This window comes from Burkholderia sp. AU31652, from assembly GCF_002223155.1.
Lineage (GTDB): Bacteria > Pseudomonadota > Gammaproteobacteria > Burkholderiales > Burkholderiaceae > Burkholderia.
In genome coordinates this window covers 362396-383230 of the sequence record NZ_NKFG01000007.1, presented here as the reverse complement: position 1 = coordinate 383230, position 20835 = coordinate 362396, and the positions used below count along the sequence as shown (strand labels likewise).

Annotated in this window: 22 protein-coding genes; 12 read left to right on the top strand and 10 right to left on the bottom strand. The window is 62.3% G+C overall.

Annotated features, from left to right (window positions below; genetic code table 11):
• Positions 1-17: 17 nt before the first annotated feature.
• Both CFB40_RS33725 and CFB40_RS33720 read right to left on the bottom strand, forming a co-directional pair.
• On the bottom strand, positions 18-1259 hold the full coding sequence (locus CFB40_RS33725; protein ID WP_089429768.1) for a dicarboxylate/amino acid:cation symporter: 1242 nt from the start codon (positions 1257-1259) through the stop codon (positions 18-20).
• Positions 1243-1905 (bottom strand): GntR family transcriptional regulator, encoded by a 663-nt coding sequence (locus CFB40_RS33720; RefSeq protein WP_089429767.1) that lies wholly within the window; start codon positions 1903-1905, stop codon positions 1243-1245. The genes CFB40_RS33725 and CFB40_RS33720 overlap by 17 nt, the downstream gene beginning before the upstream one ends.
• A gap of 150 nt (positions 1906-2055) precedes the next feature.
• On the opposite strand from CFB40_RS33720, the gene CFB40_RS33715 reads away from it, so the two are divergent.
• From CFB40_RS33715 to CFB40_RS33695, 5 genes are all read left to right on the top strand, one after another.
• The gene (locus tag CFB40_RS33715) at positions 2056-2520 is read left to right on the top strand and encodes a GNAT family N-acetyltransferase (RefSeq protein WP_089433769.1); all 465 of its coding nucleotides are present in this window, start codon (positions 2056-2058) and stop codon (positions 2518-2520) included.
• Between the two features lie 186 nt (positions 2521-2706).
• A complete protein-coding gene (locus tag CFB40_RS39300) occupies positions 2707-3711 on the top strand; it encodes a hypothetical protein (RefSeq protein WP_256976957.1) in 1005 nt (334 codons plus the stop codon).
• A gap of 211 nt (positions 3712-3922) precedes the next feature.
• Positions 3923-4369, top strand: coding sequence for a lysozyme inhibitor LprI family protein (locus CFB40_RS33705; protein ID WP_089433768.1), 447 nt, complete (start codon positions 3923-3925; stop codon positions 4367-4369).
• A 257-nt stretch (positions 4370-4626) separates the two neighbouring features.
• Positions 4627-4953 carry an EthD family reductase gene (locus CFB40_RS33700; protein WP_089430128.1) on the top strand — a complete coding sequence of 109 codons (327 nt, stop codon included), beginning with the start codon at positions 4627-4629 and terminating at the stop codon, positions 4951-4953.
• Between the two features lie 306 nt (positions 4954-5259).
• Positions 5260-5808 (top strand): glutathione peroxidase, encoded by a 549-nt coding sequence (locus CFB40_RS33695; protein ID WP_089433767.1) that lies wholly within the window; start codon positions 5260-5262, stop codon positions 5806-5808.
• Between the two features lie 370 nt (positions 5809-6178).
• Here CFB40_RS33695 and CFB40_RS33690 read toward each other — a convergent pair whose 3' ends face one another.
• Positions 6179-7015, bottom strand: coding sequence for an alpha/beta hydrolase (locus CFB40_RS33690; protein WP_089433766.1), 837 nt, complete (start codon positions 7013-7015; stop codon positions 6179-6181).
• A gap of 205 nt (positions 7016-7220) precedes the next feature.
• On the opposite strand from CFB40_RS33690, the gene CFB40_RS33685 reads away from it, so the two are divergent.
• Both CFB40_RS33685 and CFB40_RS33680 read left to right on the top strand, forming a co-directional pair.
• Positions 7221-8204: an AraC family transcriptional regulator gene (locus CFB40_RS33685; protein ID WP_089433765.1), complete on the top strand. Its 984-nt coding sequence runs from the start codon at positions 7221-7223 to the stop codon at positions 8202-8204.
• A gap of 165 nt (positions 8205-8369) precedes the next feature.
• A complete protein-coding gene (locus CFB40_RS33680; RefSeq protein ID WP_089433764.1) occupies positions 8370-9317 on the top strand; it encodes a GlxA family transcriptional regulator in 948 nt (315 codons plus the stop codon).
• Positions 9318-9417: 100 nt separating this feature from the next.
• Here the strand turns inward: CFB40_RS33680 and CFB40_RS33675 are convergent, their stop codons facing one another.
• The 6 genes from CFB40_RS33675 to CFB40_RS33650 form a co-directional block, all read right to left on the bottom strand.
• Positions 9418-9900 (bottom strand): YybH family protein, encoded by a 483-nt coding sequence (locus CFB40_RS33675; protein ID WP_089429761.1) that lies wholly within the window; start codon positions 9898-9900, stop codon positions 9418-9420.
• Between the two features lie 124 nt (positions 9901-10024).
• Positions 10025-10879 carry a DJ-1/PfpI family protein gene (locus tag CFB40_RS33670; RefSeq protein WP_089433763.1) on the bottom strand — a complete coding sequence of 285 codons (855 nt, stop codon included), beginning with the start codon at positions 10877-10879 and terminating at the stop codon, positions 10025-10027.
• A gap of 156 nt (positions 10880-11035) precedes the next feature.
• Positions 11036-11782 carry an SDR family oxidoreductase gene (locus CFB40_RS33665; RefSeq protein WP_089433762.1) on the bottom strand — a complete coding sequence of 249 codons (747 nt, stop codon included), beginning with the start codon at positions 11780-11782 and terminating at the stop codon, positions 11036-11038.
• 216 nt (positions 11783-11998) lie between these two features.
• A complete protein-coding gene (locus CFB40_RS33660; RefSeq protein WP_089433761.1) occupies positions 11999-12844 on the bottom strand; it encodes an MBL fold metallo-hydrolase in 846 nt (281 codons plus the stop codon).
• Between the two features lie 18 nt (positions 12845-12862).
• Positions 12863-13189 carry a hypothetical protein gene (locus CFB40_RS33655; protein WP_089433760.1) on the bottom strand — a complete coding sequence of 109 codons (327 nt, stop codon included), beginning with the start codon at positions 13187-13189 and terminating at the stop codon, positions 12863-12865.
• A 6-nt stretch (positions 13190-13195) separates the two neighbouring features.
• Positions 13196-13738, bottom strand: coding sequence for a sugar ABC transporter (locus tag CFB40_RS33650; protein ID WP_089433759.1), 543 nt, complete (start codon positions 13736-13738; stop codon positions 13196-13198).
• 166 nt (positions 13739-13904) lie between these two features.
• On the opposite strand from CFB40_RS33650, the gene CFB40_RS33645 reads away from it, so the two are divergent.
• From CFB40_RS33645 to pntB, 5 genes are all read left to right on the top strand, one after another.
• Complete coding sequence (locus CFB40_RS33645; protein WP_089433758.1) at positions 13905-14810, top strand: LysR substrate-binding domain-containing protein; 906 nt, start codon at positions 13905-13907, stop codon at positions 14808-14810.
• Between the two features lie 99 nt (positions 14811-14909).
• Complete coding sequence (locus CFB40_RS33640; RefSeq protein WP_089429754.1) at positions 14910-15713, top strand: lipid II flippase Amj family protein; 804 nt, start codon at positions 14910-14912, stop codon at positions 15711-15713.
• Between the two features lie 44 nt (positions 15714-15757).
• The gene (locus CFB40_RS33635) at positions 15758-16270 is read left to right on the top strand and encodes a chloramphenicol phosphotransferase CPT family protein (RefSeq protein WP_089433757.1); all 513 of its coding nucleotides are present in this window, start codon (positions 15758-15760) and stop codon (positions 16268-16270) included.
• Between the two features lie 566 nt (positions 16271-16836).
• The gene (locus CFB40_RS33630; RefSeq protein ID WP_089433756.1) at positions 16837-18429 is read left to right on the top strand and encodes a Re/Si-specific NAD(P)(+) transhydrogenase subunit alpha; all 1593 of its coding nucleotides are present in this window, start codon (positions 16837-16839) and stop codon (positions 18427-18429) included.
• Positions 18430-18442: 13 nt separating this feature from the next.
• Complete coding sequence (gene pntB, locus CFB40_RS33625) at positions 18443-19855, top strand: Re/Si-specific NAD(P)(+) transhydrogenase subunit beta (protein WP_089433755.1); 1413 nt, start codon at positions 18443-18445, stop codon at positions 19853-19855.
• 245 nt (positions 19856-20100) lie between these two features.
• On the opposite strand, the gene CFB40_RS33620 is transcribed toward pntB, so the two are convergent.
• Entirely contained in the window at positions 20101-20724 is a 624-nt protein-coding gene (locus CFB40_RS33620; RefSeq protein ID WP_089433754.1) for an ABC transporter ATP-binding protein, read from the bottom strand.
• Positions 20725-20835: the final 111 nt, after the last annotated feature.

The window sequence follows — 20835 nt, the reverse complement described above, 5'->3', positions numbered from 1 at the left end:
CGTCGCTTCCGAAGCACTCACACGCTTGCCTGACGCGTTACGGTTTCGGCGGCGATACCGTCCTCCGAACCGGAAAGCCTCACCGCGACAGCCGCCGCCGCCGTGCTCCCGTAGACGTTCAGGGCAGTTCTCCCCATGTCGAAAAAGGCGTCGACGCCCAACAGCAGCAGCACCGCATCGGCCGGCAACCCGATCGACGTCAGCACGATGGTGATGGCGACGATTGCTCCGGAGGGCACGTTGGCTGCGCCGTCGATGGTGATGATCGTCAAAATCAAAATCGTGATCACCAGCGGCCAGGACCAGGCGAGATGATAGGCGTCAGCCAGATAGCCGACCGCGAGGGCCGTGTAGAGGACCGCGCCGTCGCGATTGAAAATATAGGCGAGCGGCAAGATCGTGGACGCCACGCCGTGGGGAACGCCGAATTCAACCAGCTTCTTCAGGTGCAACGGGTAGGTAATTTCGGACGAACGCGTCGTGAAACCCAGGATCAGCGGTTCCTTCACTTTCCTGAGAACGGCGAGAGGCGACTGACCGGCGACGCGAATGACGAGGGTGAGTACCACCGCCAGAATCGCCATGCCGAGATAGGCCACGCCCAGAAGCTCGACGAGCGAGTGCACGCCGGCAAAGCCCTTGGCTGACAACAGCTGCGCGATCGCGGCGAAGATCGCGAGCGGCGACCATGCGATCACCCACTGGGTCATCTTGAACAGTCCCGACAGCAGCGCCTCGAAAACGGCAATCGCAGGCTCGGCACGCTCCGGGGCAGCCGCCAATGCCGCACCGAAAATGACGCCGAAAACGAGCACCGGGAGAGAATTCCCTGCGGCGAGCGCAGCGACGATGTTCGCGGGGATCAAATCAACGAGAAATTTCGTCCAGTCGATGCTGGATGCGAGTGCTGCTGGCATCGATCCGGAGTGCGTGAGGCTCGCACCGAGACCCGGCCGAAATGCGAAGTTGAGCAGCAGGCCGAGCGACGCAGCCAGGCCAGTCATCAAAACGAAGAAGACGATGCTGGATAGTGCGACCTTTCCGAGCCGTTCGCGCAGTCGGCCCGCACGAAAGACACCGACCGTGACCGACAGGAAGATCAACGGCATGACGACCATCTTGATCGCGTGGCCGAACATCGCACTGAGAAAGCCCAGCTTCCCGGCAAAGCCAGGAGCAAATACGCCGCAAGCGACGCCCAGGACAAGCCCGCCAAGCATTTGCAGCGGGAGGGAAAGCCCCTTATTTTTCGTGTTCATGCCGCGCCTTTAGTAGTTTTATCCGGGCGGGCGTGCCGTCAACGATGTGATTCCACATATGCTGACGCGCAAGCTCGCCGTCGTTTGCTTCGATTGCGTGAAAGATTTTCAGGTGCTCGATCGTGCCGCGCCGAACGGTTTCGGCGTCGCTACGCGGGAGTTCGTTTAGCGCCAAGGTTTGGGCTCGCAATAGACTATACGCGGATGAGATTCGCACGTTTCTTGCGGCGGCAAACAATGCTTGATGAAATACCCAACCGACACGTTGCTCGAGCATGATGTCCGCGACGTCCTGGTCAATCAGCACCTGCATTTTCTCTGCCGCGTCGCGAAGGTCTGCCGTTACGCCCGACCTGGCTGCAAGAAACGCCGCTGTACTCTCGAGGGCCAGCCGCATTTCAAAAATTTCGCGGAGATCGCTCGTAGTCGGCGAGGCGACATAGGTCCCACTCTTTTCGATCACCACGACCAGCCCTTCGGACTCGAGCAAATGCAATGCGCTGCGCACGGGCATTTGGCCGAAACCGAGTTCGTCCGATAATCCTCGATGGGATACTTTCTGCCCAGGCGCAAGGCGGCCGTCAAAGATCCTCGATCGGATCTCGTCGTAGGCAAGCTCTGCATCTGTCGAGACTTTCGACGTCATCTGTGATCGCAGTTAGCGTATGATTGAAAAAGAGATAACGGATAGGAAATTACCCTTACTGGTTACGCCCGGCAACTGATAATTTTGCGAGTGGGTATGCTGAAAGCGAACCGGAAGACTATCTGCGTGATGAAGCGAGCCGACAATTAGATGACTTCACAAGATGTGCGCTTTACCATCTGCGCCGTTCGCGCGGAAGAAACCTATCCCCTCAGGGCCGCAATCTTGATGGCCGGAGATGAAGAAGGGAGTGCGCTACCCGGAGACCTCGCCCCGACGACAAGGCACTTTGCCGTGCGTGATAACGACGGCATTGTGGCGGTGGCGTCGGTGTGTCAAGAAGGACAATCCGGTGTTTTGAACGCTGAAGCCTGGCGCCTTCGCGGCATGGCCGTCCATCCATCGGTGCGTGGTCTGGGATTCGGACGCCTTCTGGTCAATCTGTCCATTCGCCATGTCCGCGAACAGCGTGGATTATTGCTCTGGTGTACGGCGCGGGAATCGGCATACCCATTTTATGAGATGCTCGGCTTTAATCGCGATCCGAAACCGGTTTCAATGCAGGGGCGCGACGACATGAGGTTCTATCTCATGCAGCGCCAGATCGGGAGCTGATTTTCGTTTGCTACTGACGTCAGACGACCAGATGGTGTCTGCGTGGTCTAGTCCAGCGTTTCTGCGCCAAGCCGTCTCCGATTGCGTGTGATGTCCGTGGATTTCTGCGATCAACTTGGAAACATCGGCGATCGAAGGTGACCTGGCGTATGTCGATGTCTTCAAACTGACGCACCGGAAACTGCCATGGCCTATCCGAGCACCCCGTTCATTCTGTCGGCGATCGATCCGGATCTTCTGTATCCGTGCCTCGAGATTCGATTCGAAACCGACGACCTGGATGCGCTGCGGCGGCTGGTCGACCCGGACGCACCCGAGGATGCGGACCTCGATGACTATTATCTTCTGTCGCCGGCACAGGTCGCGGCCGTATGCGACGCCTTTGCGATCGAGTTTGATCATGGTTCGCGCGATGCCGTTATCTCGAAGTATGTCGATATTGGTGTTCGTATCCCATACCTTGTCCATACAGGTTACGAGCTGGCTTTGATGGTGCAAGGGCGCAAACCATTCGGGTTCATCGAATTCAACAGCGAATGGCGGCCGTCGGTCCTACTCAAGGCGCGCTTCGACGAGTATGTGGCTCAAGGCGTCTTGCACTCGCACGAAATCATCGTTGATGCACCGGCCCGACCAGGCCGTTCAGCGCGTCGAATTGGGCAAATCCTGTATACGCTCAAAGGCGAGGAGTGGCGCATCCCGGCTCTGGAATTTTTTCGTCAGAACATCAACTTGCACGGCGATGGCTGCGAGAACATGGAGCGCCTGGAAGGTGCGTTGCTCGGTTACGAGCGATGGCAAAACGACTGGTGGATCGACCATCTCGCGCGCAACGGTAGCAGTCTTTACGGCGCGTCCAGTATCGTCAAGATGGACCGGGCGCAATTCGACTGGCTCGTTCACGCAGGTTTCCGGGCGCTTCCGCCAGTCGATACACCGACATTCACCCTCTATTCGTCAAACTGGTTCGATGAAGATGCCATGAAAGCGGCAATACGGGACGACCCGACGATCGAAGCGTTCGTGCAATTCAACGGCGGACAGGCTCACATCCTGCGAGCGGCCGATTTCCGAACCGCAGGACCTCATGAGATTCCGGCAACTCTGATTCCGACGATAAACCAACATCTGTTGCGCGCGATAAGGGTCCTGATTCGTCGAAGTGATTGCGTCGAATCGTCCTCTTCGTAAAGACGAATCCGACCAGTTGTCGCAGTGGATGGGTGGCTGCGATCGGCCATTTTCAGTCACCCGACATGGTCGTGCCGTTCGTTGACAAGCGGTTTTTCAACGTTGGTCGCGCTTGTTGAAAGCAAGTCGGCGGTATCTGCTTCGGTCGGCGCTGTTGACCGCGATCGATGCGAGAATGACTCAGATCACAATTTGAACGGGAAAGACAGGAATGGGAGCAAGCGTGCATGCTCGCGCATCGGCGTTCAGCCGTCGTCGCGCAGCGCTCGGCGTCGCCATGGCGCTGACATGTTCGTGGTTCACTGCTGCGCAAGCGCGGAATTGCACACCTGATAGCGTGGCGCCCGAGTGCTTGCTGCAGCGTAGCCAAGAAGAATATCAGCAAGCAGACGACGAATTGAATCGCACGTACCAAAAGGTTTTGAAGTCGATGTCTCGCCCACGTGACGAGTACGTCGACTATCCGGCACTCAAGGTGAAATTTGTCCAGACTCAGCGGCAATGGGTCCGTTTTCTCGACAACGAGTGTACCGCCTGGTATCTGATAAACGAGGCAGGCGCAGATCGTAATCTTGATCTACTGACTTGCGAAATCGACCGAACACGTGATCGTACGCGCGAATTAAACGCGTGGCTCAAGCAAGTGGGCCATGAGTAGCGCAGCGCTAGATAAAGACAGCATTGCCAGGTTGACGGATACTGGAGAGAGTCTGGTGCGCCCGGCAGAAAAGAAGCGCTGACCGCGACGATCTGAAAGCGATACAACTGCCGCCTTCGCCTCGCATTGATCGGATAGGATCGTTAATTCGATGAGTTTTTTGCAAAATCGAGAACCGCCGCGCTCTGTATCAGCGACCTCGATGTCGTCTCGCGAGCGTTGGCGCCTCGATTCCCATGAAGCAACAGGAGAACCCGATGATCAAAGTCAGTGTCATGTACCCGTACGCCGCAGGCGCGCGATTCGATCATGCTTACTACCGCGACAAGCACATGCCAATGGTGAAGCAGCGGCTCGGTGCGGCATGTCTGTACTACACGGTGGACAAGGGCATCGCAGGCGGTGCCCCGGGCACTGATCCTGTCTACGTGGCCAAGTGCGACTTCGTCTGCACTTCTATCGAAGCTTTCCAGGCGGCGCGCGACCCGCATGCGCAGGAGATCATGGCCGACATCGCCAATTACACGGATATACAGCCCGTGCTTCAAATCAGCGAGGTGGTCGTAGAGCGTTCCGAAGTCTGACCAAGGTTCGGATATTGCCACGCACCGCATCCGCTGATGGCGTACCCCGGCAACGGGGCGATGCTTATGCAGCCATTCTGTCGTTGTATCGAAGCCTGGGCCTTTCCAGGTCGCCTGTTGGCCCCCACGGGCTGCGCCTGCAAGCAGGAAGTTGACCGATCGCAGTAGGATAGGGCTCTGCCACGCGCAGATCACGAGCGTCGACAACGCGCCTTTGCCGACCGACGTCCAAAGTTTTCCAATGAACGCGATACACCGCGATTCCTGCGGCTCGCCAACCGATTTGATCAATTGAAGGATGCAGACATGGGCACGATTTACGATATTCCTGTCAACGCCATCGACGGCGCGCAAACAACCCTGCGTTCCTACGAAGGCAAAGTGCTGCTGGTGGTGAACGTGGCGTCCAAATGCGGGCTGACGCCGCAATACGAAGGGCTTGAGGCGCTCTACGAAGGCAAGCGCGCGGAAGGTCTCGAAGTGCTGGCGTTCCCCGCCAACAACTTCAAGGGCCAGGAGCCGGGCACCGATGCGGAAATCCAGTCGTTCTGCACCGGCACCTTCGGCGTGAAGTTTCCGTTGTTCTCGAAAATCTCCGTGATCGGCGACGACAAGCATCCGCTCTATCGCTCGCTCACCCAGGCGCAGCCGCAGGCGACCGGCGACGGCCCGTTCCGTGCGCGCCTCGAAGGCTACGGCATTCAACCGAACCCGGCGCCCGAAGTGCTGTGGAACTTCGAGAAGTTTCTCGTGAGCCGAACGGGTGAAGTGGTCGCGCGTTTCTCGCCCGATACGACCGCGGACGACCCGAAGCTGGTCGCCGCCATCGACGCGGAGCTGGCCAAGGCCGCGTAAGCCGGCGCGCGTGACGCGTGCCAGGATGGATTGCCTGACCTGCACCCGTGGCCGAGGGTGCCAGGACGGGGCAATCCAACACCATGTCCGCCGACGTGCCGCTCGCGCATTGAAAACGGAACGCGACGGGGTGCCTGCCTCGAATGGCGAACCGGAGAATGCGTCAGGCCGACAAGTCGTTCAACGGTCTGTTGACGCTACAAGACGTCGTTCAGGATTCCACGGGGTTCACATATCGTGCGCGACTCGCCTCATGCACGAGCGATAAAAGAATCGACGTGCGAGGCTGGATCGGCCGCCCGGTAGAGTTGTTGAAGGAGAGCAGGCGGGTTCACGGCCATAGCCGTTTATGGGGCCATTGACCAGCAACTCAACCCTTGCCGAGATCCCCTGCCGCAGGCGCCTGCGCCCAGTCGAGCGCGAAGTCGGCAACCTCCTCCCAGCCTTTCTCGCCACAGGTGTAATGGCTGCGGCCGTCGAACAGCTTGTACGCCGAGATCGTACGCGAGCCCTTCGCATTCCTTTCGAAATTCTCGCGCTGTACGGCCGGCGGCAGGATGTTGTCGTTCCCACCGGCGATAAAGAGCAGCGGTGCGCGAGTGTCGTTCGCGAAGTTGTAGCGCGTCGGGGCATTCGGGTTGACGTTCGCGAACGCGCCTTGAAACAGGATCCGCCCCGACACGGGCACCGCGTAGCGGTCATAGACCTTCTTCGATTCCTCGAGGCTCAGGTTGTTCGTGAACGCATAGTGAAACTCGTGCTCGGTGATGGGCACCGCACGATGCAGGTTGGCCGGATTGCGCAGGACCGGGAACGCCGCCTTGATCTGGCTGAACGGTAGCGCCCATACACCCTTCACCGCGGCGCCGTCGATCGACACACCGGCCGAGCCGTAGCCCGCGTCGAGAAGAAGCTGGGCGAACGCGCCGCCGAACGAATGCCCCATGATGATCGGCTTGGTGTCGAGCGCGGCGATCGTTCGGGCCAGGTGATCGAAGATCTCGCGCACGCCGAGATTCACCAGCGGCGACGGGTCGCGGCGGAGCGCCTCGACGCCGGCCGTGCCCGGCTGGACACCCGGATATCCCGGCGTGATGACGCGCATGCCGCGCTGCTCGTAGCGCGTGACCCAATGTTCCCACGACAACGGCGTCATCCACAGGCCGTGAATCAGTACAACCGTATCGGTACGCGTTTCCGGATTCATATCCCTGCTCCTGTGATTGCTGGATGACGAACATCGCGCCCGTGAGACCTCGTGTTTCCGGATCCGTCCGCCCCATGCTTGCCAGCAACGAAACAAGGGGTACTACGCGATTGCCGAATGCCACGCACCTTGAGAATAGTCTTTGACACCGGCGTCGTTCAGCGTGAATGATGTGTCCATCATAAAGACCATCCGAGTACGCGACATGGCCAAAAAGCCGGAATTCTTTGCTCAAACGCCGACGGCGCTGGACGATGACGCAGATCCGTTCGCCTTCAAGCGGGATGCCTTTTCCGACGTGCTGGAGCTGATCCGCATCCGCGGCAACACGGTCTTCACGTGCGCGGCATCGGCGCCTTTCGGATTGCGCTTTCCTGCCGGCAAGTATCGTCTGCACATCATCCGCAGCGGCAGCGTGGCGATCGAAGTGGACGGGATCGACGAGCGCTATCACGCGTCGCAGGGAGACCTGGTCATGCTGATGCATGGCCACGGCCATGTCATCTCCGACCGGCCGGGCCGCTCCGCGCGTCTCGTCACGGATCTCGCGCCACAGTACTACGATCGCGAGCGCCTGACGATCGGGAGCGGCGACACTACCTGGCTGTGCGGCGACTTCGGATTCGACGGCGTGCTGTCGCAACGGTTGCTGTCCGTGCTGCCGCCGGTGCTGGTGCTGAAAGGGTTGCGGGAACGGCCGTTCGAGTGGCTGGAGCTGAGCTGTCATTTCATCCTCGACGAGGCGTTGAGTCCGCGCGCGGGCGCCGCCGCGATGATCTCCCGATTGCTGGACGTCATCTTCGTCCAGTTGCTGCGCACCTGGGCGACGGAGGGCTCGGCGGGGCACGGGTGGCTGTCCGGCGCGATCGACAGCCGGATCAACCCGGCGATGTCGGCCATTCATGCGGATCCCGGGCGGGCGTGGAGCGTGAGTGATCTTGCCGAGTTGTCGAATCTGTCGCGGTCGGCTTTTGCAGACCGGTTCCAGCGTGTCGTGGGGCAGGCGCCGCTGAGCTACCTCACGACCTGGCGCCTCGACCGGGCGGCGGAGTTGTTGCGGTACAGCCGCGCGCCGATTTCGGATATTGCCGGGCGGGTTGGGTATACGTCGGAAGCGGCGTTCAGTCGCGCGTTTCGAGGACGGTACGAGATGTCGCCGATGCAGTGGCGGAAGGTGAATGCGGAGTAGGGTGGGGCTGGCTGCCATCCTGGCACGGCAGATGTCGGCGGTTAGACGTACGGACAATCGATCACGACGTAAACGACGTATTTCCCTTATTTCAGGCTGAGTGGCGCTATTTGAGGGTTCCTTATAAAATGCGACTTTTCGGGATTTCCAGTTAACGACTTCGTCATGCATCGAATCGGATTCTTCGTTTGCCGTGGCTACGATGCGCTCGATCTGGGCGGGCCACTGTCGGCCTTCAACCAGGTCGCCACGGCGGCGGGCCACGCGCCCTATGAGCTCCACGTCATCTCGCAGTCCGGCGGCCCGGTTCCCGGCAATACGGGCCTGTCGGTCGACACGAAGCCGATCGGGAGGCGCACGTTCGACACCGTCATCTTCGTGGGCGGTGACATCGATCCGATGCAGACGCCGGAGAACATCGCCGCCGCCAAGAAACTGGGCGCCAGGGCTGCGCGGGTGGCAAGCGTGTGTACGGGGGCGTTTCTGCTTGCGGAAACCGGCTTGCTGGACGGCGTGAGCGTGACGACGCACTGGCGATACGCGGCCCAATTGCAGTCGCGCTTCCCGCGCGCCAGGGTCGAGGGTGACAGTATCTATATCGAGGCGGGCCGCATCTGGACGTCGGCGGGCATCGCATCCGGAATCGACCTGGCACTCGGCTTGATTGAAAAAGATATGGGCGCGGAGGTTGCGCGCGCTGTCTCCCGGCTTTTGGTGGTTCCGTATCGTCGGCCGGGCGGTCAGTCCCAATTCTCGGCGATGTCGCAGATGGAGCCGGAATCGGATCGCATCCGCATCGCGCTGAATTTTGCGCGGGAACACCTGGCGGAAGCGTTGCCCGTCGAGCGGCTCGCCGAGGCCGCAAGTTTGAGTTTGCGGCAGTTCGGGCGCGCATTTCGCCGGGAAACCGGAGAAACACCGGCGAAGGCGGTCGAGCGCTTGCGTGTCGAAGCGGCGCGGCTGCGCCTGCAGGGCGGCAGCGAACCGATCGAGCAGATCGCGCTGGCTGTCGGGTTCACCGACCCGGAACGGATGCGGCGGGCCTTCATCAAACTGCATGGGCACCCGCCGCAAGCGATTCGACGCGAGAGCCGATCGAACGGCGCGCGCTGATCGACCAGCGTCTGCCGGCCGATCCGCGCGCTGCCTGGCCGAGGTCCCTCTCGCGGACTAGCGGCGCGTTGGGTAGATGGCCATGCGTTTCACCAGACGCTCAATGGCCATCCGCCGTCAGCGGGCCGTCATCGTTCCACATGTCGCGATGCAACTTCCACGCGCCGTCCTCTTTCAGAAAGACGAGCGTCTGCTTGCCGCGGAATTTGAGTTGTCCGTCGTGGTCGCGGACCTCCACATCCGACACCTCTGTCACGACCCGGTCGTTACCGTAGAACTCGTCATTGCTGAACGATACGGTGGCGGGCTTTGATCCGGCATACCCCTTGGTGAAGTACCCGATGATCGCGTTGCGTCCCGTGATCTTGTTGCCTCCGGGCGGCAAGAGCGTGCCGTCGCGGGTGTAGAGGCGGCCGATCGCCTCGTAATCCCCTCGCGCAAAGGCATCCGCCCAGCGCGCATTCTCGGCCTTGATGGCCGCTTCGGGCGGACGTGGCGAACCAGCGGCAGTCGCGGGCGCGGCAAACGCAAAAAAGGTGAAGCAGGCTGCAAGAGCAGCGGTGAAAACACGGGTCTGTTGCATCGAGTGATTTTCGTGCATGGTTTGAATGGAAAGGACTGCGAAAGTGGAGGATGAAGCAGGCAATGTCGGTCGCGGTGTTCATCGCAGTCTGTCGATGGGTTGGCTCACATTGCCTGCAAGCGATTCAACGAACGCCCGGGACGCGTGCGAGCCCCCTGGATGCACCGGGCAGTTTCTTGTCGACCATCGCGATGACTTCCGGCCGTGCATCTCTCGGATGGCCGGAGTGGAACGGCGGCGCGGGATCATATTCGATCACGAGCTGAGTGAGTTCGGCGGCCTGTCGACCGCGCAGCTTCGCCGCCACGCGAAGGGCGAAGTCGATGCCCGCCGTCACGCCGCCGCCGCTCATGAACCGGCCGTTGTCGTCTTCGACGAAGCGATCGGGCACGGGAATGGCGCCGTATTCGGCCAGCTTGTTGACGAAGGCCCAATGGCAGGCGCTTCGCTTGCCGTTGAGAATTCCCGTTGCGGCTAGCACGAGCGATCCGTTGCAGACGGACGTCACATGCTGGGCACTTTCTGCCAGGCGCCGGATCTGCGCTTGATAGGCGGGGCGCATCGGCGCCGACAGGTCGGACCCGCCGGGGACCAGCAGCACGTCCGTCTTGTCGATATCGGCCAGCCGCTCGGTCTTGCCGTACACGACGCCGAATTCGAGCGTGACGTTGCCGCCATCGAGGCTCGCGTAGCGAACGTTCGTATTCGGTAGCCGATGGAAGACTTCGCTGGGGCCGGCGAAGTCGAGCAGCGTGCCGCCGTCGTAATTGACGATCAGGATATCGAGCGGGTCGTTCGGGGCAAGTGCGCCGTCGCCGCCGGTCTGGGCAAGCGCAGGGGCGGCGTGTCCAAGCAGGGCGCCGCCACCGAGGACGGCGCCGAGCGTCGCGATGCTGCCGAACTTGAGCACATCCCGGCGCGAACGACCGGCTTGGGTGAGCGGCGGTCCGGAAGCATTGTTTTCGCTACTGTCGGTCAAGATCAATTCTCCTTGCGGGTCGGCCCTGCTGCGAGCGTTACGAGGCTGGGCCGGATGAAATAGCCGCCGTGACTCAAAGCGTGGCGAACGTGAGGTCGGATAGGTGGATGAGCCGCGATGACATGCCGGGCTCCGGAACCGTGCGTGCGCCGCAGGTCAAAGCTGCGAGGCACCGCCGTCGACGACCAGTTCGGTGCCGACGACGTACGCGGATTCGTCGCTGGCGAGATAGAGCGCGGCGTTGGCGATGTCCTCGGCCGTACCCATGCGACCCACCGGAATGGTGTCGGCGAACTCGGCCTTGCGGTCGCGAACCCATTCGTCCGGCATGCCCCACTTGGTCAGCAGCGGCGTGTCGATCGCGCCGGGCGCGATCGCGTTGAAGCGGATTTTCCGGTCGAGAAACTCGTAGGACCAACTGCGGGCAAGCGATCGCGCGGCGGCCTTCGCGGCTGCCGTCAACGAGATGCCATGCTTGCCGGTCTGCGCGACGAACGAGGTGTTGAGAATGAAGGACGAGCCCGCTCGCAATTGCGGCAGCACCGCTTGAAGCGTGAACACCACGCCTTTGACGTTGATGTCCATGATCTCGTCGTAAAGCGCATCGTCGATATCGTCGACTGCCGACGGGAACGCCCAGCCGGCGTTCGCGAATACGATATCCAGGCCGCCGAACTGTTCGCCGACTTCGGCGGCAATCGCCCGCATGTCGTTGATCGAACGGACGTCGCCCTTGAGAACGAGCGCATGCTCGCCGAGTTCGGCCCTCACGCGCTCGAACACCGCCTCGTCGCGACCCGTCACCGCGACGCGGGCGCCTTCCGCAATGAACCGCTTCGCGGTGGCAAGACCGATGCCACTGGTCCCACCGGTGATTAACGCCGACTTGTCTTTAAGCCTCATCTTCTGCTCCTTTCTACGTCGTGATTGATCGGGCCGAAAGCGCAAGACGCGATGGCGTTTGTGCTTTTCGCTGCTCGCTCTTCCACGTGCAGTATGGAACGCGAAGCGGATGGCGCAAAGGTCGTATAACCCTCAAAAAACGACACCTGGATCAAACGAGTGACTCAAGCACGTCGGCGTGAGGTGGCGGCATCGCACATCGGTACACGTGTGGCTTCAGCCTTCGTTCTCGTAAAGCAACCCATACCCGTCGCTCGTCCGCTTGATACGTGCGAACCCGAGTTCCCCCAGATGCATGCCGGCGATCAGAAGGCCGTCCGCGCTGACCTGATCGAGAATGCGTGACCGTGTAGCAGCTGCCAGCGACGCATCGTGATCGAACGCAATCGAGACGTCCGGCCGCTGAATCTGGATATGCGGGAAATGCACCACATCCCCCCACACAAGCAGGCCTTGATCGCGGGATTCGAGAACATATCCGGTGTGTCCATCGGTGTGTCCCGGCAACGGCAGCGCGCTGATGCCGGGGAGCACGTGTCCGTCTTCGAACAGGCGAAGCCGGTCGTCATAGGCATCGAACACCTGACGCGCCTTCGCAAAGTTGCCGCGAGCCCGCTCACTGGCGCGACTGAGATTTCCGTCGTCCTGCCAGAACCTGACCTCTCGCTGATGCACGACCAGTTCCGCATGTGGAAACGCGGCCTGTCCCGCACCATTCACCAGCCCACCGACATGATCGGGATGCGCATGGGTAAGCAGAATGGTGTCGATCGCAGCGGGTTCTATGCCGGCAAGTATCAGGTTCGTTTTGAGCTGGCCACTCCATTGCTTGAACCCGCCAGCCCCACCGTCGATGAGAACGGTGCGGCCCGCTCCGCGTACGACATAGCAATTGATATGGACGGCCGTCGGCTCTTTCTGTCCGGCATCACGCTGCATTTTTGATGCGTCATCCGAAGCGATATTCGACAGGAAGTCGAGACTGGCAGTGAGATATCCATCGCTGATGGCGGTGATCATGAAATCCCCGACTTGCTGAACAGGAAAGGTAAGGGTGGACATCGTGTTGCTCCGAATCGGCTAGTTGCGAGCGTGAATGCTCGACGCGGTATAACCAAAGCACCGAATGCGCGCGGTGAGGCCGGTGCGGCGAACGATCGCCTGATCCAGCGCGTCCATGTACCGGTTCATGACCTCCGGCGTGCGACGCGTGCCGACGCGATACCGGATGTCGGCGAAGACGGGATGTCCATGCCCGTGCCGAACCGCCAGGAAAATGACATGGACGTTCTTGAGTTCAGCCTCAAGCACCTGCGTGCAGAGTTCGACGCAATCGCGCGACAGCTCGGCAAGGCTTTCATCAGCCGGCATCCGCGTCGCATCGATCGAGAAAGTGACGTTCGGCATCGCGGTCTACTCCTGTGCAATCGAAAGGGCGCGTGTGCTTGTCAACTGCTCCGTCATCGGCGCGTAAAGGTGAATGCCTTCCGGGAGCGCCTCGACAAGCTGCGCGCTGTTCCGTGGCACGACGGCGAGCCAACGGCGTGCCGGACACTTCTCGAGCGCAACGGCCTGCATGGCCAGCGGTTGGAGGCCCAATTGAATCAGCGAATCAGGGCCGCCGGCGCTTACTGCGAGATGTTCACCGTCCTTTACCGCCGGCGCGAAGCCGATATCGCTGTAGAGATTCCGGTGCCAGTCGGTGATGTGTCGTTGCCACTTCGCGAAATTGCCGCCGCCTTTGCGGCGATACTCGTCGCCGGTCAGGACATCGAGGCCGTCGATCGTGTGGATCGCCAGATAAACCGGGCAACCGCCGGTGATCGCCTTGAACCGCTGCGACGTGTGAAACCCCGTGACCGAGATCAGCGCGGGCAGCTTTTCAAGGCTGTAGAAGTCGTTCCATTCGGCTTCGCTGTCGAGGTCGGCGAAGCTGCATTCCACGGTGTAGATCATGGGATTGTCCTTTGGGCAGGATGCACGTCCATCTGGGAACGTGTGATGTTCAGTGCGGTAACGTAATGCTAAGCTCGTGATTCCGCGCCATAAAACGAAATAAAGTCAGCCTTCAGTGATATTTGCTCAAGCTGATGGCGAACACACTTCGACCAACGAGACGTCCATGTCCCGCAAGATCCCAAGCAATTCCGCGCTCCAGGCGTTTGAAGCCGCGGCCCGACACGGCAGCTTTGCCCGAGCCGCCGAAGAGCTGGCGCGGACCGAGGGTGCCGTCAGTCGCCAGATCGGCCGGCTGGAGGCGTTCCTGGGCGTCACGCTGTTCGAGCGGATCGGCAATCGGGTGCGGCTGGCGCCGAACGGTGCGCGATACGCGGTGCAGGTTCGCGAGATTCTGGATCGGCTCGAACGGGACAGCCTGTACCTGATGGGGCAGCCGATCGAAGGCGCGAGCCTCGATATCGCCGCCATCCCAACCTTCGCGACGCGCTGGCTGATCCCGCGGCTGAAACATTTTCAGGCGCGGCATCCGAACATCACAGTGCATATCGCCGAGCGGATGGAGCCGTTCCTGCTGGCCGGGAGCGGTTTCGACGCAGCGATTCATTTCGAGCATCCGGCATGGGCGGGGATGCACCTGCACCCGCTGCTGGAGGAGGTGCTGGTGCCCGTCTGCAGTCCGGCGTTGCTCGCGGGCGCCGGGGCGACGCCGTCACTGGATGCACTGCCGCGTCTTCATCGACGACAGAATCCCGACGCATGGCAGGCCTATGCGCAGGCGGCCGGCATCGTGCTGACCAATTCGGCGGTGGGCGCGCGCTACGACCTCCATTCGATGCTGATCGAAGCGGCGCTGGCCGGCCTGGGTGTCGCGCTGGTGCCGCGCCTGTACATCGACGCGGAGCTCGAGCAGGGGCGGCTGGTTGCGCCTTGGCCGGAGGGCAAGACGGTGACGAAAAACTTCTGCCTCGTCCTGCCCGAACCGATCGAGCTGGCCGACGGGCCGTTGCGGGCTTTCGCGACATGGATGCTGGATGAAGCGCGGGGATTGGCGCCGGGCGGCAGCGGCTGACGCGCATCGTCCAACCGTTACGCTTGCGACGGCGGCGTCGCCAGGCTGATGCGCCGTGCTCGGGTACACTCGTGATCCCGTCACGCACGCGGCACCAGCATGGACAGTCAGCTTTGGATCATCTGCGGGCTTACCTTCGTCATCCATGTGATCGCGACGCTGGCTTATGCCGTGCGGATCGCCGGCGTGCGCACGCGACGCATCGCGTTGTCGTTTTCGTTGTTCGGGATCATCGCGCTCGTGTCGCGAACGGCCAATTCCTTTCAGGGGCCGTTCATCGCGAAACGCGTTGAAATGGATATCGCGCACCGGATGGGGAGCGGGTTGCTGGCCGACTTCCGGTGGTTCCTGCTGTCCGCCACCGTGGCGACCGTCGTCGGGTCGTTCCTGATCCCGACGTTCCAGCGTTATTTCAGTCGCGCCGTCGAACACTTCCAGGTGAACCGCTCGATTCCCCGCTTGCTGCTGGATGCGTGCAGTCGCGCCGGGATCAACTATCTGCGCGTCGGCGCACGACTGCCTTCCAGCCAGAACGTCACGCAACTGACCGCGAACACCGGTGTGTCATGGGGCGTCATTGCGCTGAACGTCGCCGCGATGGCGATCTGGACGGTCGGCGTGTTCGCGTCGCTCTATGCGGGCTACCTGAAGCCCGACCTGAGAGTGACGTGCGCGAACCTGTCGTCCGTCATCAACGGTTTCGCGACCGTCGTGCTGGCGGTCGTCATCGACCCGCAGGTTTCGGTCATGACCGACGACGTCATCGAAGGGCGGATCTCGGAGAACAGCTTTCGGCGGGCCATCACGACACTCGCGGGCGCGCGCGTGCTCGGCACGTTGTGTGCGCAAGCGGTGCTCGTGCCGGCCGCGCTCGTCATCGTGCGCGTCGCCGAGCTGATCTAGCGTTGCACCCGGACAACCGGCAATCTCTCCCGCGGACCATCGCCATGAAACCCGTCGCTGTCGTATTGCACGGCCCGACCAGTGCAGGGAAGAGCAGTCTGGCACGCGCGCTCCAACAGTGTTCGGACGTGCCGATGTTTCACGTATCGCTCGACGCGTTCGTCGAAATGTCGCGCCGGCGTGACATGCGATCGGAAGAAGAACTGAATCAGGCGCTGAGGCTTCACCACCACAACCTGCAGTCGACGCTCGCGCGGATTGCGGCCAGCCATTTCGAGATCGTGCTGGACCTCGTGCTTCGGGATCAGTGCGCGCTCGACGCATGCATTGCTGCGCTGTCGCCGCGTCAGACCTTCGTCATCGGTGTGACGTGCCCGCTGGACATCCTCGAACAGCGCGAACGCGCGAGAGTGGATCGAGGCGAAGGCATGGCGCGATCGCAGTTCGGGCATCCGGCATATTCACGGCCCTACTCGCTGCGCATCGACACATCGACCTGCACGCCGGAGGAAGGCGCGCGCCGCATTCGTGCCCACGTCGATGCGCTGCGTGAATGATCGTCACCGGATGGGGGGCAACAGTCAGTCAGCATTCTCCATTAAACTCGCCGGCACTGAAGCGCGTCGGCCACACGGATTATGTCGTTGGCGCGCGACAAATGGCATTGTTCCGGTAGGCAAGGGCATTCTCGATGAAACCGATTCCGGTGCTCGTGTGCCGATCGCCGATTATTCACGTTTCAAACGGATTCACGTGCCGGCGGCCCGTGCCGCGCGGTTCTGGCCGGTGAGCGCGAGGGTGCCAGCCCCGTCGTGTCCAGACAGGGGATTCATGGATTGAATGCGCGCCGATTCAAAAGATAAATTTTGGAAAGACTCTGGCACGGGATATGCTTGACGGGTTTTATCCGATCGGAACCTGCGCCGGATATTCGTCAGCATAATCCGGCAAGAGCATGAACCGGTTTGCCCTGACAAGACCATCGATTAGAGGACCGATCGTTTGTGAAATCTGCGCGGGAGTGCCAAGCTGCGCGCGGAGCAAAGTCGTACACGGATTGAGTTGGGTGACGTGAAACGCAGGCCGTAATTCCTCGCGACGGCCACTACTGACAGTTCAGGATATGACATTACTGATTGGGGTCCCTCTGGAGACGGCCCACGAGGAGCGGCGCGTAGCGACCGTTCCCGACGTGGTCGAAAAGCTGATCAAGCTCGGGTTCTCGGTGGCCGTGCAAAGCGGTGCCGGCACCGGCGCGAACTTCAGTGATGACGACTACCGCACGGCCGGCGCCGAAGTCGTGCCGACGGCCGCCGATCTATGGGGCCGCAGCGACATCGTCCTCAAGGTGCGCCCGCCGAGCAGCGACGAAGTCGCGCTGATGCGCGAGGGCGGCACGCTGATCGGCTTCGTCTGGCCGGCCCAGAACCCTGAACTGATGCAGCAGCTGACCGCGAAGCGGGCCACGGTGCTGGCGATCGATTCGCTGCCGCGCACGCTGTCGCGCGCGCAGAAGATGGATGCCCTCACGTCGATGGCCGGCGTGAGCGGCTACCGCGCCGTCATCGAGGCGGCTCATGCGTTCGGCCGCTACTTCAACGGGCAGATCACGGCCGCGGGCAAGGTGCCGCCGGCCAAGGTGTTCATCGCCGGCGCGGGCGTCGCCGGCCTCGCGGCGATCGGCACGGCCGCGGGCCTCGGCGCGATCGTGCGCGCCAACGACACGCGCGCGGAAGTGGCCGACCAGGTCAAGTCGCTCGGCGGTGAGTTCGTCAAGGTCGACTACGAGGAGGAAGGCTCGGGCGGCGGCGGCTACGCGAAGGTGATGAGCGAAGGCTTCCAGCAGGCGCAGCGCGCGATGTACGCGCAGCAGGCCAAGGAGGCGGACATCATCATCACCACCGCGCTGATCCCCGGCAAGCCGGCGCCGAAGCTCATCACGGCCGAGATGGTGCAGTCGATGAAGCCGGGCAGCGTGATCGTCGACATGGCCGGCGAGCAAGGCGGCAACTGCGAACTGACGGTGCCGGGCGAAGCCGTGGTGCGTCATGGCGTGACCATCGTCGGCTACACGGATCTCGCGTCGCGCCTGGCACGACAGTCGTCGACGCTGTATGCGACCAACCTGCTGCGCGTGGTCGAGGAGCTGTGCAAGGGCAAGGACGGCACGATCAACGTCGATTTCAACGACGACGCGATCCGTGGCCTCACGGTCGTCAAGGAAGGCAACGTCACCTGGCCGCCGCCGCCGATCCAGCAGCCGGCCGCCGCCCCGAAACCCGCCACGCCGCCGGTCGCGGCAACCGCGTCCAAGGGCCACGGCCACGGCAGCGGCGCGCCGATGTCGGCGAAGTCGCTCGCCATCACGTTCGCGGTCGGCGCACTGTTGTTCCTGCTGGTCGGCCAGTTCGCGCCGGCCACGTTCCTCGCGCACTTCACGGTGTTCGTGCTGGCCTGCTTCGTCGGCTACATGGTGATCTGGAACGTCACGCCGTCGCTGCATACGCCGCTGATGAGCGTCACCAATGCGATCTCGTCGATCATCGCGATCGGCGCGCTGGTGCAGGTCGCGCCGCCGTTGGGCGACACGGCGGCGGGGGGGCGTCCGTCCGGGCTGATCCTGGGCCTCGCGGTGGGCGCGCTGACGCTCACGGCCGTCAACATGTTCGGCGGCTTCGCGGTGACGCGTCGCATGCTGGCGATGTTCCGCAAGTAAGGAGACGATAACAATGACTTCCAATCTGACTACCGTCTCCTATATCGGCGCGGCCATCCTCTTCATCCTCAGCCTCGGTGGGCTGGCCAATCCCGAGACCGCACGGCGCGGCAACCTGCTCGGCATGATCGGCATGCTGATCGCCGTGCTCGCCACGGTACTCGGCCCGCGCGTGTCGGTTGAGGGCGTTCCGTATATCGTGGCTGCGCTGGTCGTCGGCGGCGCGGTGGGGCTCTACGCCGCGAAGAAGGTGCAGATGACGCAGATGCCCGAACTGGTGGCGCTGATGCACAGCCTGGTCGGCCTGGCGGCGTGCCTGGTGGGCTTCGCGAGCTACATCGATACGTCGGTGCAGTTCACGGGTGCCGAGCACGCGATCCACGAAGTGGAAATTTACGTCGGCATCCTGATCGGTGCGGTGACCTTCGCGGGCTCGGTCATTGCATTCGGCAAGCTCTCCGGCAAGATCGGCGGCAAGCCGCTGCTGCTGCCGGCCCGGCACTGGCTCAACCTGGCCGCGCTGGTGGTGGTGATCGTGTTCGGCCGCGCGTTCCTGCATGCGGAGACGGTCCAGGACGGCATGACGCCGCTCATCGTGATGACGGTGGTGTCGCTGCTGTTCGGCGTGCACATGGTGATGGCGATCGGCGGCGCGGACATGCCCGTCGTGGTGTCGATGCTCAACAGCTACTCGGGCTGGGCGGCGGCCGCCACCGGCTTCATGCTCGGCAACGACCTGCTGATCGTGATCGGCGCGCTGGTGGGCTCGTCGGGTGCGATCCTGTCGTACATCATGTGCCGCGCGATGAACCGCAACTTCATCAGCGTGATTGCCGGCGGCTTCGGCACCGGCAGCGGTGCGCCCGCGGCGGCCGGCGGCAGTGCGCAGCCGGCCGGCGAAGTGGTGGCGGTGAGTGCGCTGGAGACGGCCGAGCTGCTGCGCGATGCGAAGAGCGTGATCATCGTGCCCGGGTACGGGATGGCCGTGGCGCAAGCCCAGCACACCGTGCATGAACTCACGAAGGTGCTGCGCGAGAAGGGCGTCGACGTGCGTTTCGCGATCCATCCGGTGGCCGGCCGCATGCCGGGGCACATGAACGTGCTGCTCGCCGAGGCGAAGGTGCCGTACGACATCGTGATGGAGATGGACGAGATCAACGCCGACTTCCCCGAAGCCGACGTGTCGATGGTGATCGGCGCGAACGACATCGTGAACCCGGCGGCGCAGGAAGATCCGGGCAGCCCGATCGCCGGCATGCCGGTGCTCGAGGTGTGGAAGGCCAAGACCTCGATCGTGATGAAGCGCAGCATGGCGTCCGGCTATGCGGGCGTCGACAATCCGCTGTTCTACAAGGACAACAACCGGATGCTGTTCGGCGACGCGAAGAAGATGCTGGACGAGGTGTTCGGGGCGTTGAAGGCCTGACGGCGCCCATGGCCGGGCGCGTGCGCGGGGCGAACGATAACCGGCTCGGGTGTCGGACAGTCGGTTGATCGAAGCCCGGTGCGGCGGCCGTGCGTATCGCGAAGGTCACGGAAGTGCGAGGCGGGAGGGGCCGTTTCGCACTTCCTTGCGGCAAAAGACGGCGATCGATTGTCGCTGCGTCGTTCTCCCTCCAACCATCAGCCACCCCCGATCCTTCCCCGCGACTGCGCCGGCGACGATGCCGTCTATCCAGCGAATCCAAGCTCCGCAAAAGTGGTGACCCTTGCGTCACAGGCGCGCGCCAGCGCCGGATCGTAAGTCGAAAAAAAGACCGCACGGTCTGTAGCCAGTGTCTTGAACAGATCGATCAGCACCGCACGCGACGCGGCATCGAGCCCGCTGTCCGGATCGTCGGCGATCACGACGGCGGGCGCGCCGAGCGTCGTGGCCGTCAGGAACAGTTTCTTGCGCGTGCCGAACGACATCTGCTCGAAGCGCTTCTCAAGATGCGGGCCGAGCCCGAATCGATCGGCCAGCTCGAGCGTGCGGGCGTCGACGACGGTCTTCCTGCCGGCCGCCACGAGATCGAGAAACTCGCGCCCCGTCCGGTGCGGATACGCCAGGCAATCGTCAGGCACGTACGCCAGTGCGGATTTCGCATCGTGCGGCGCGGTGCGCAGCGAATGGCCGCCGATCCACACCTCGCCCTCGTCCGCGTCGAGCGTGCCGGCGAGAATGGCGAGCAACGTCGATTTGCCACTGCCGGTTTCGTCGCACAGCGCCACGCATCCGGCGCCGGATGCGTAGTGGAGTCCCTTGAAGATGACGCGCTTGTCGTAGCGCTTGCCGAGTTTGTCGAAGCGGAGCATGGATCGATAGTCAAACGAAAATTCGCCAGGTGAGCGCGACCCACATCATGGTCAGCGGCAGGCCTGGCAACACGGATTGTCGGGACGCGTAGCGTGGCGGCAGATAGTGTA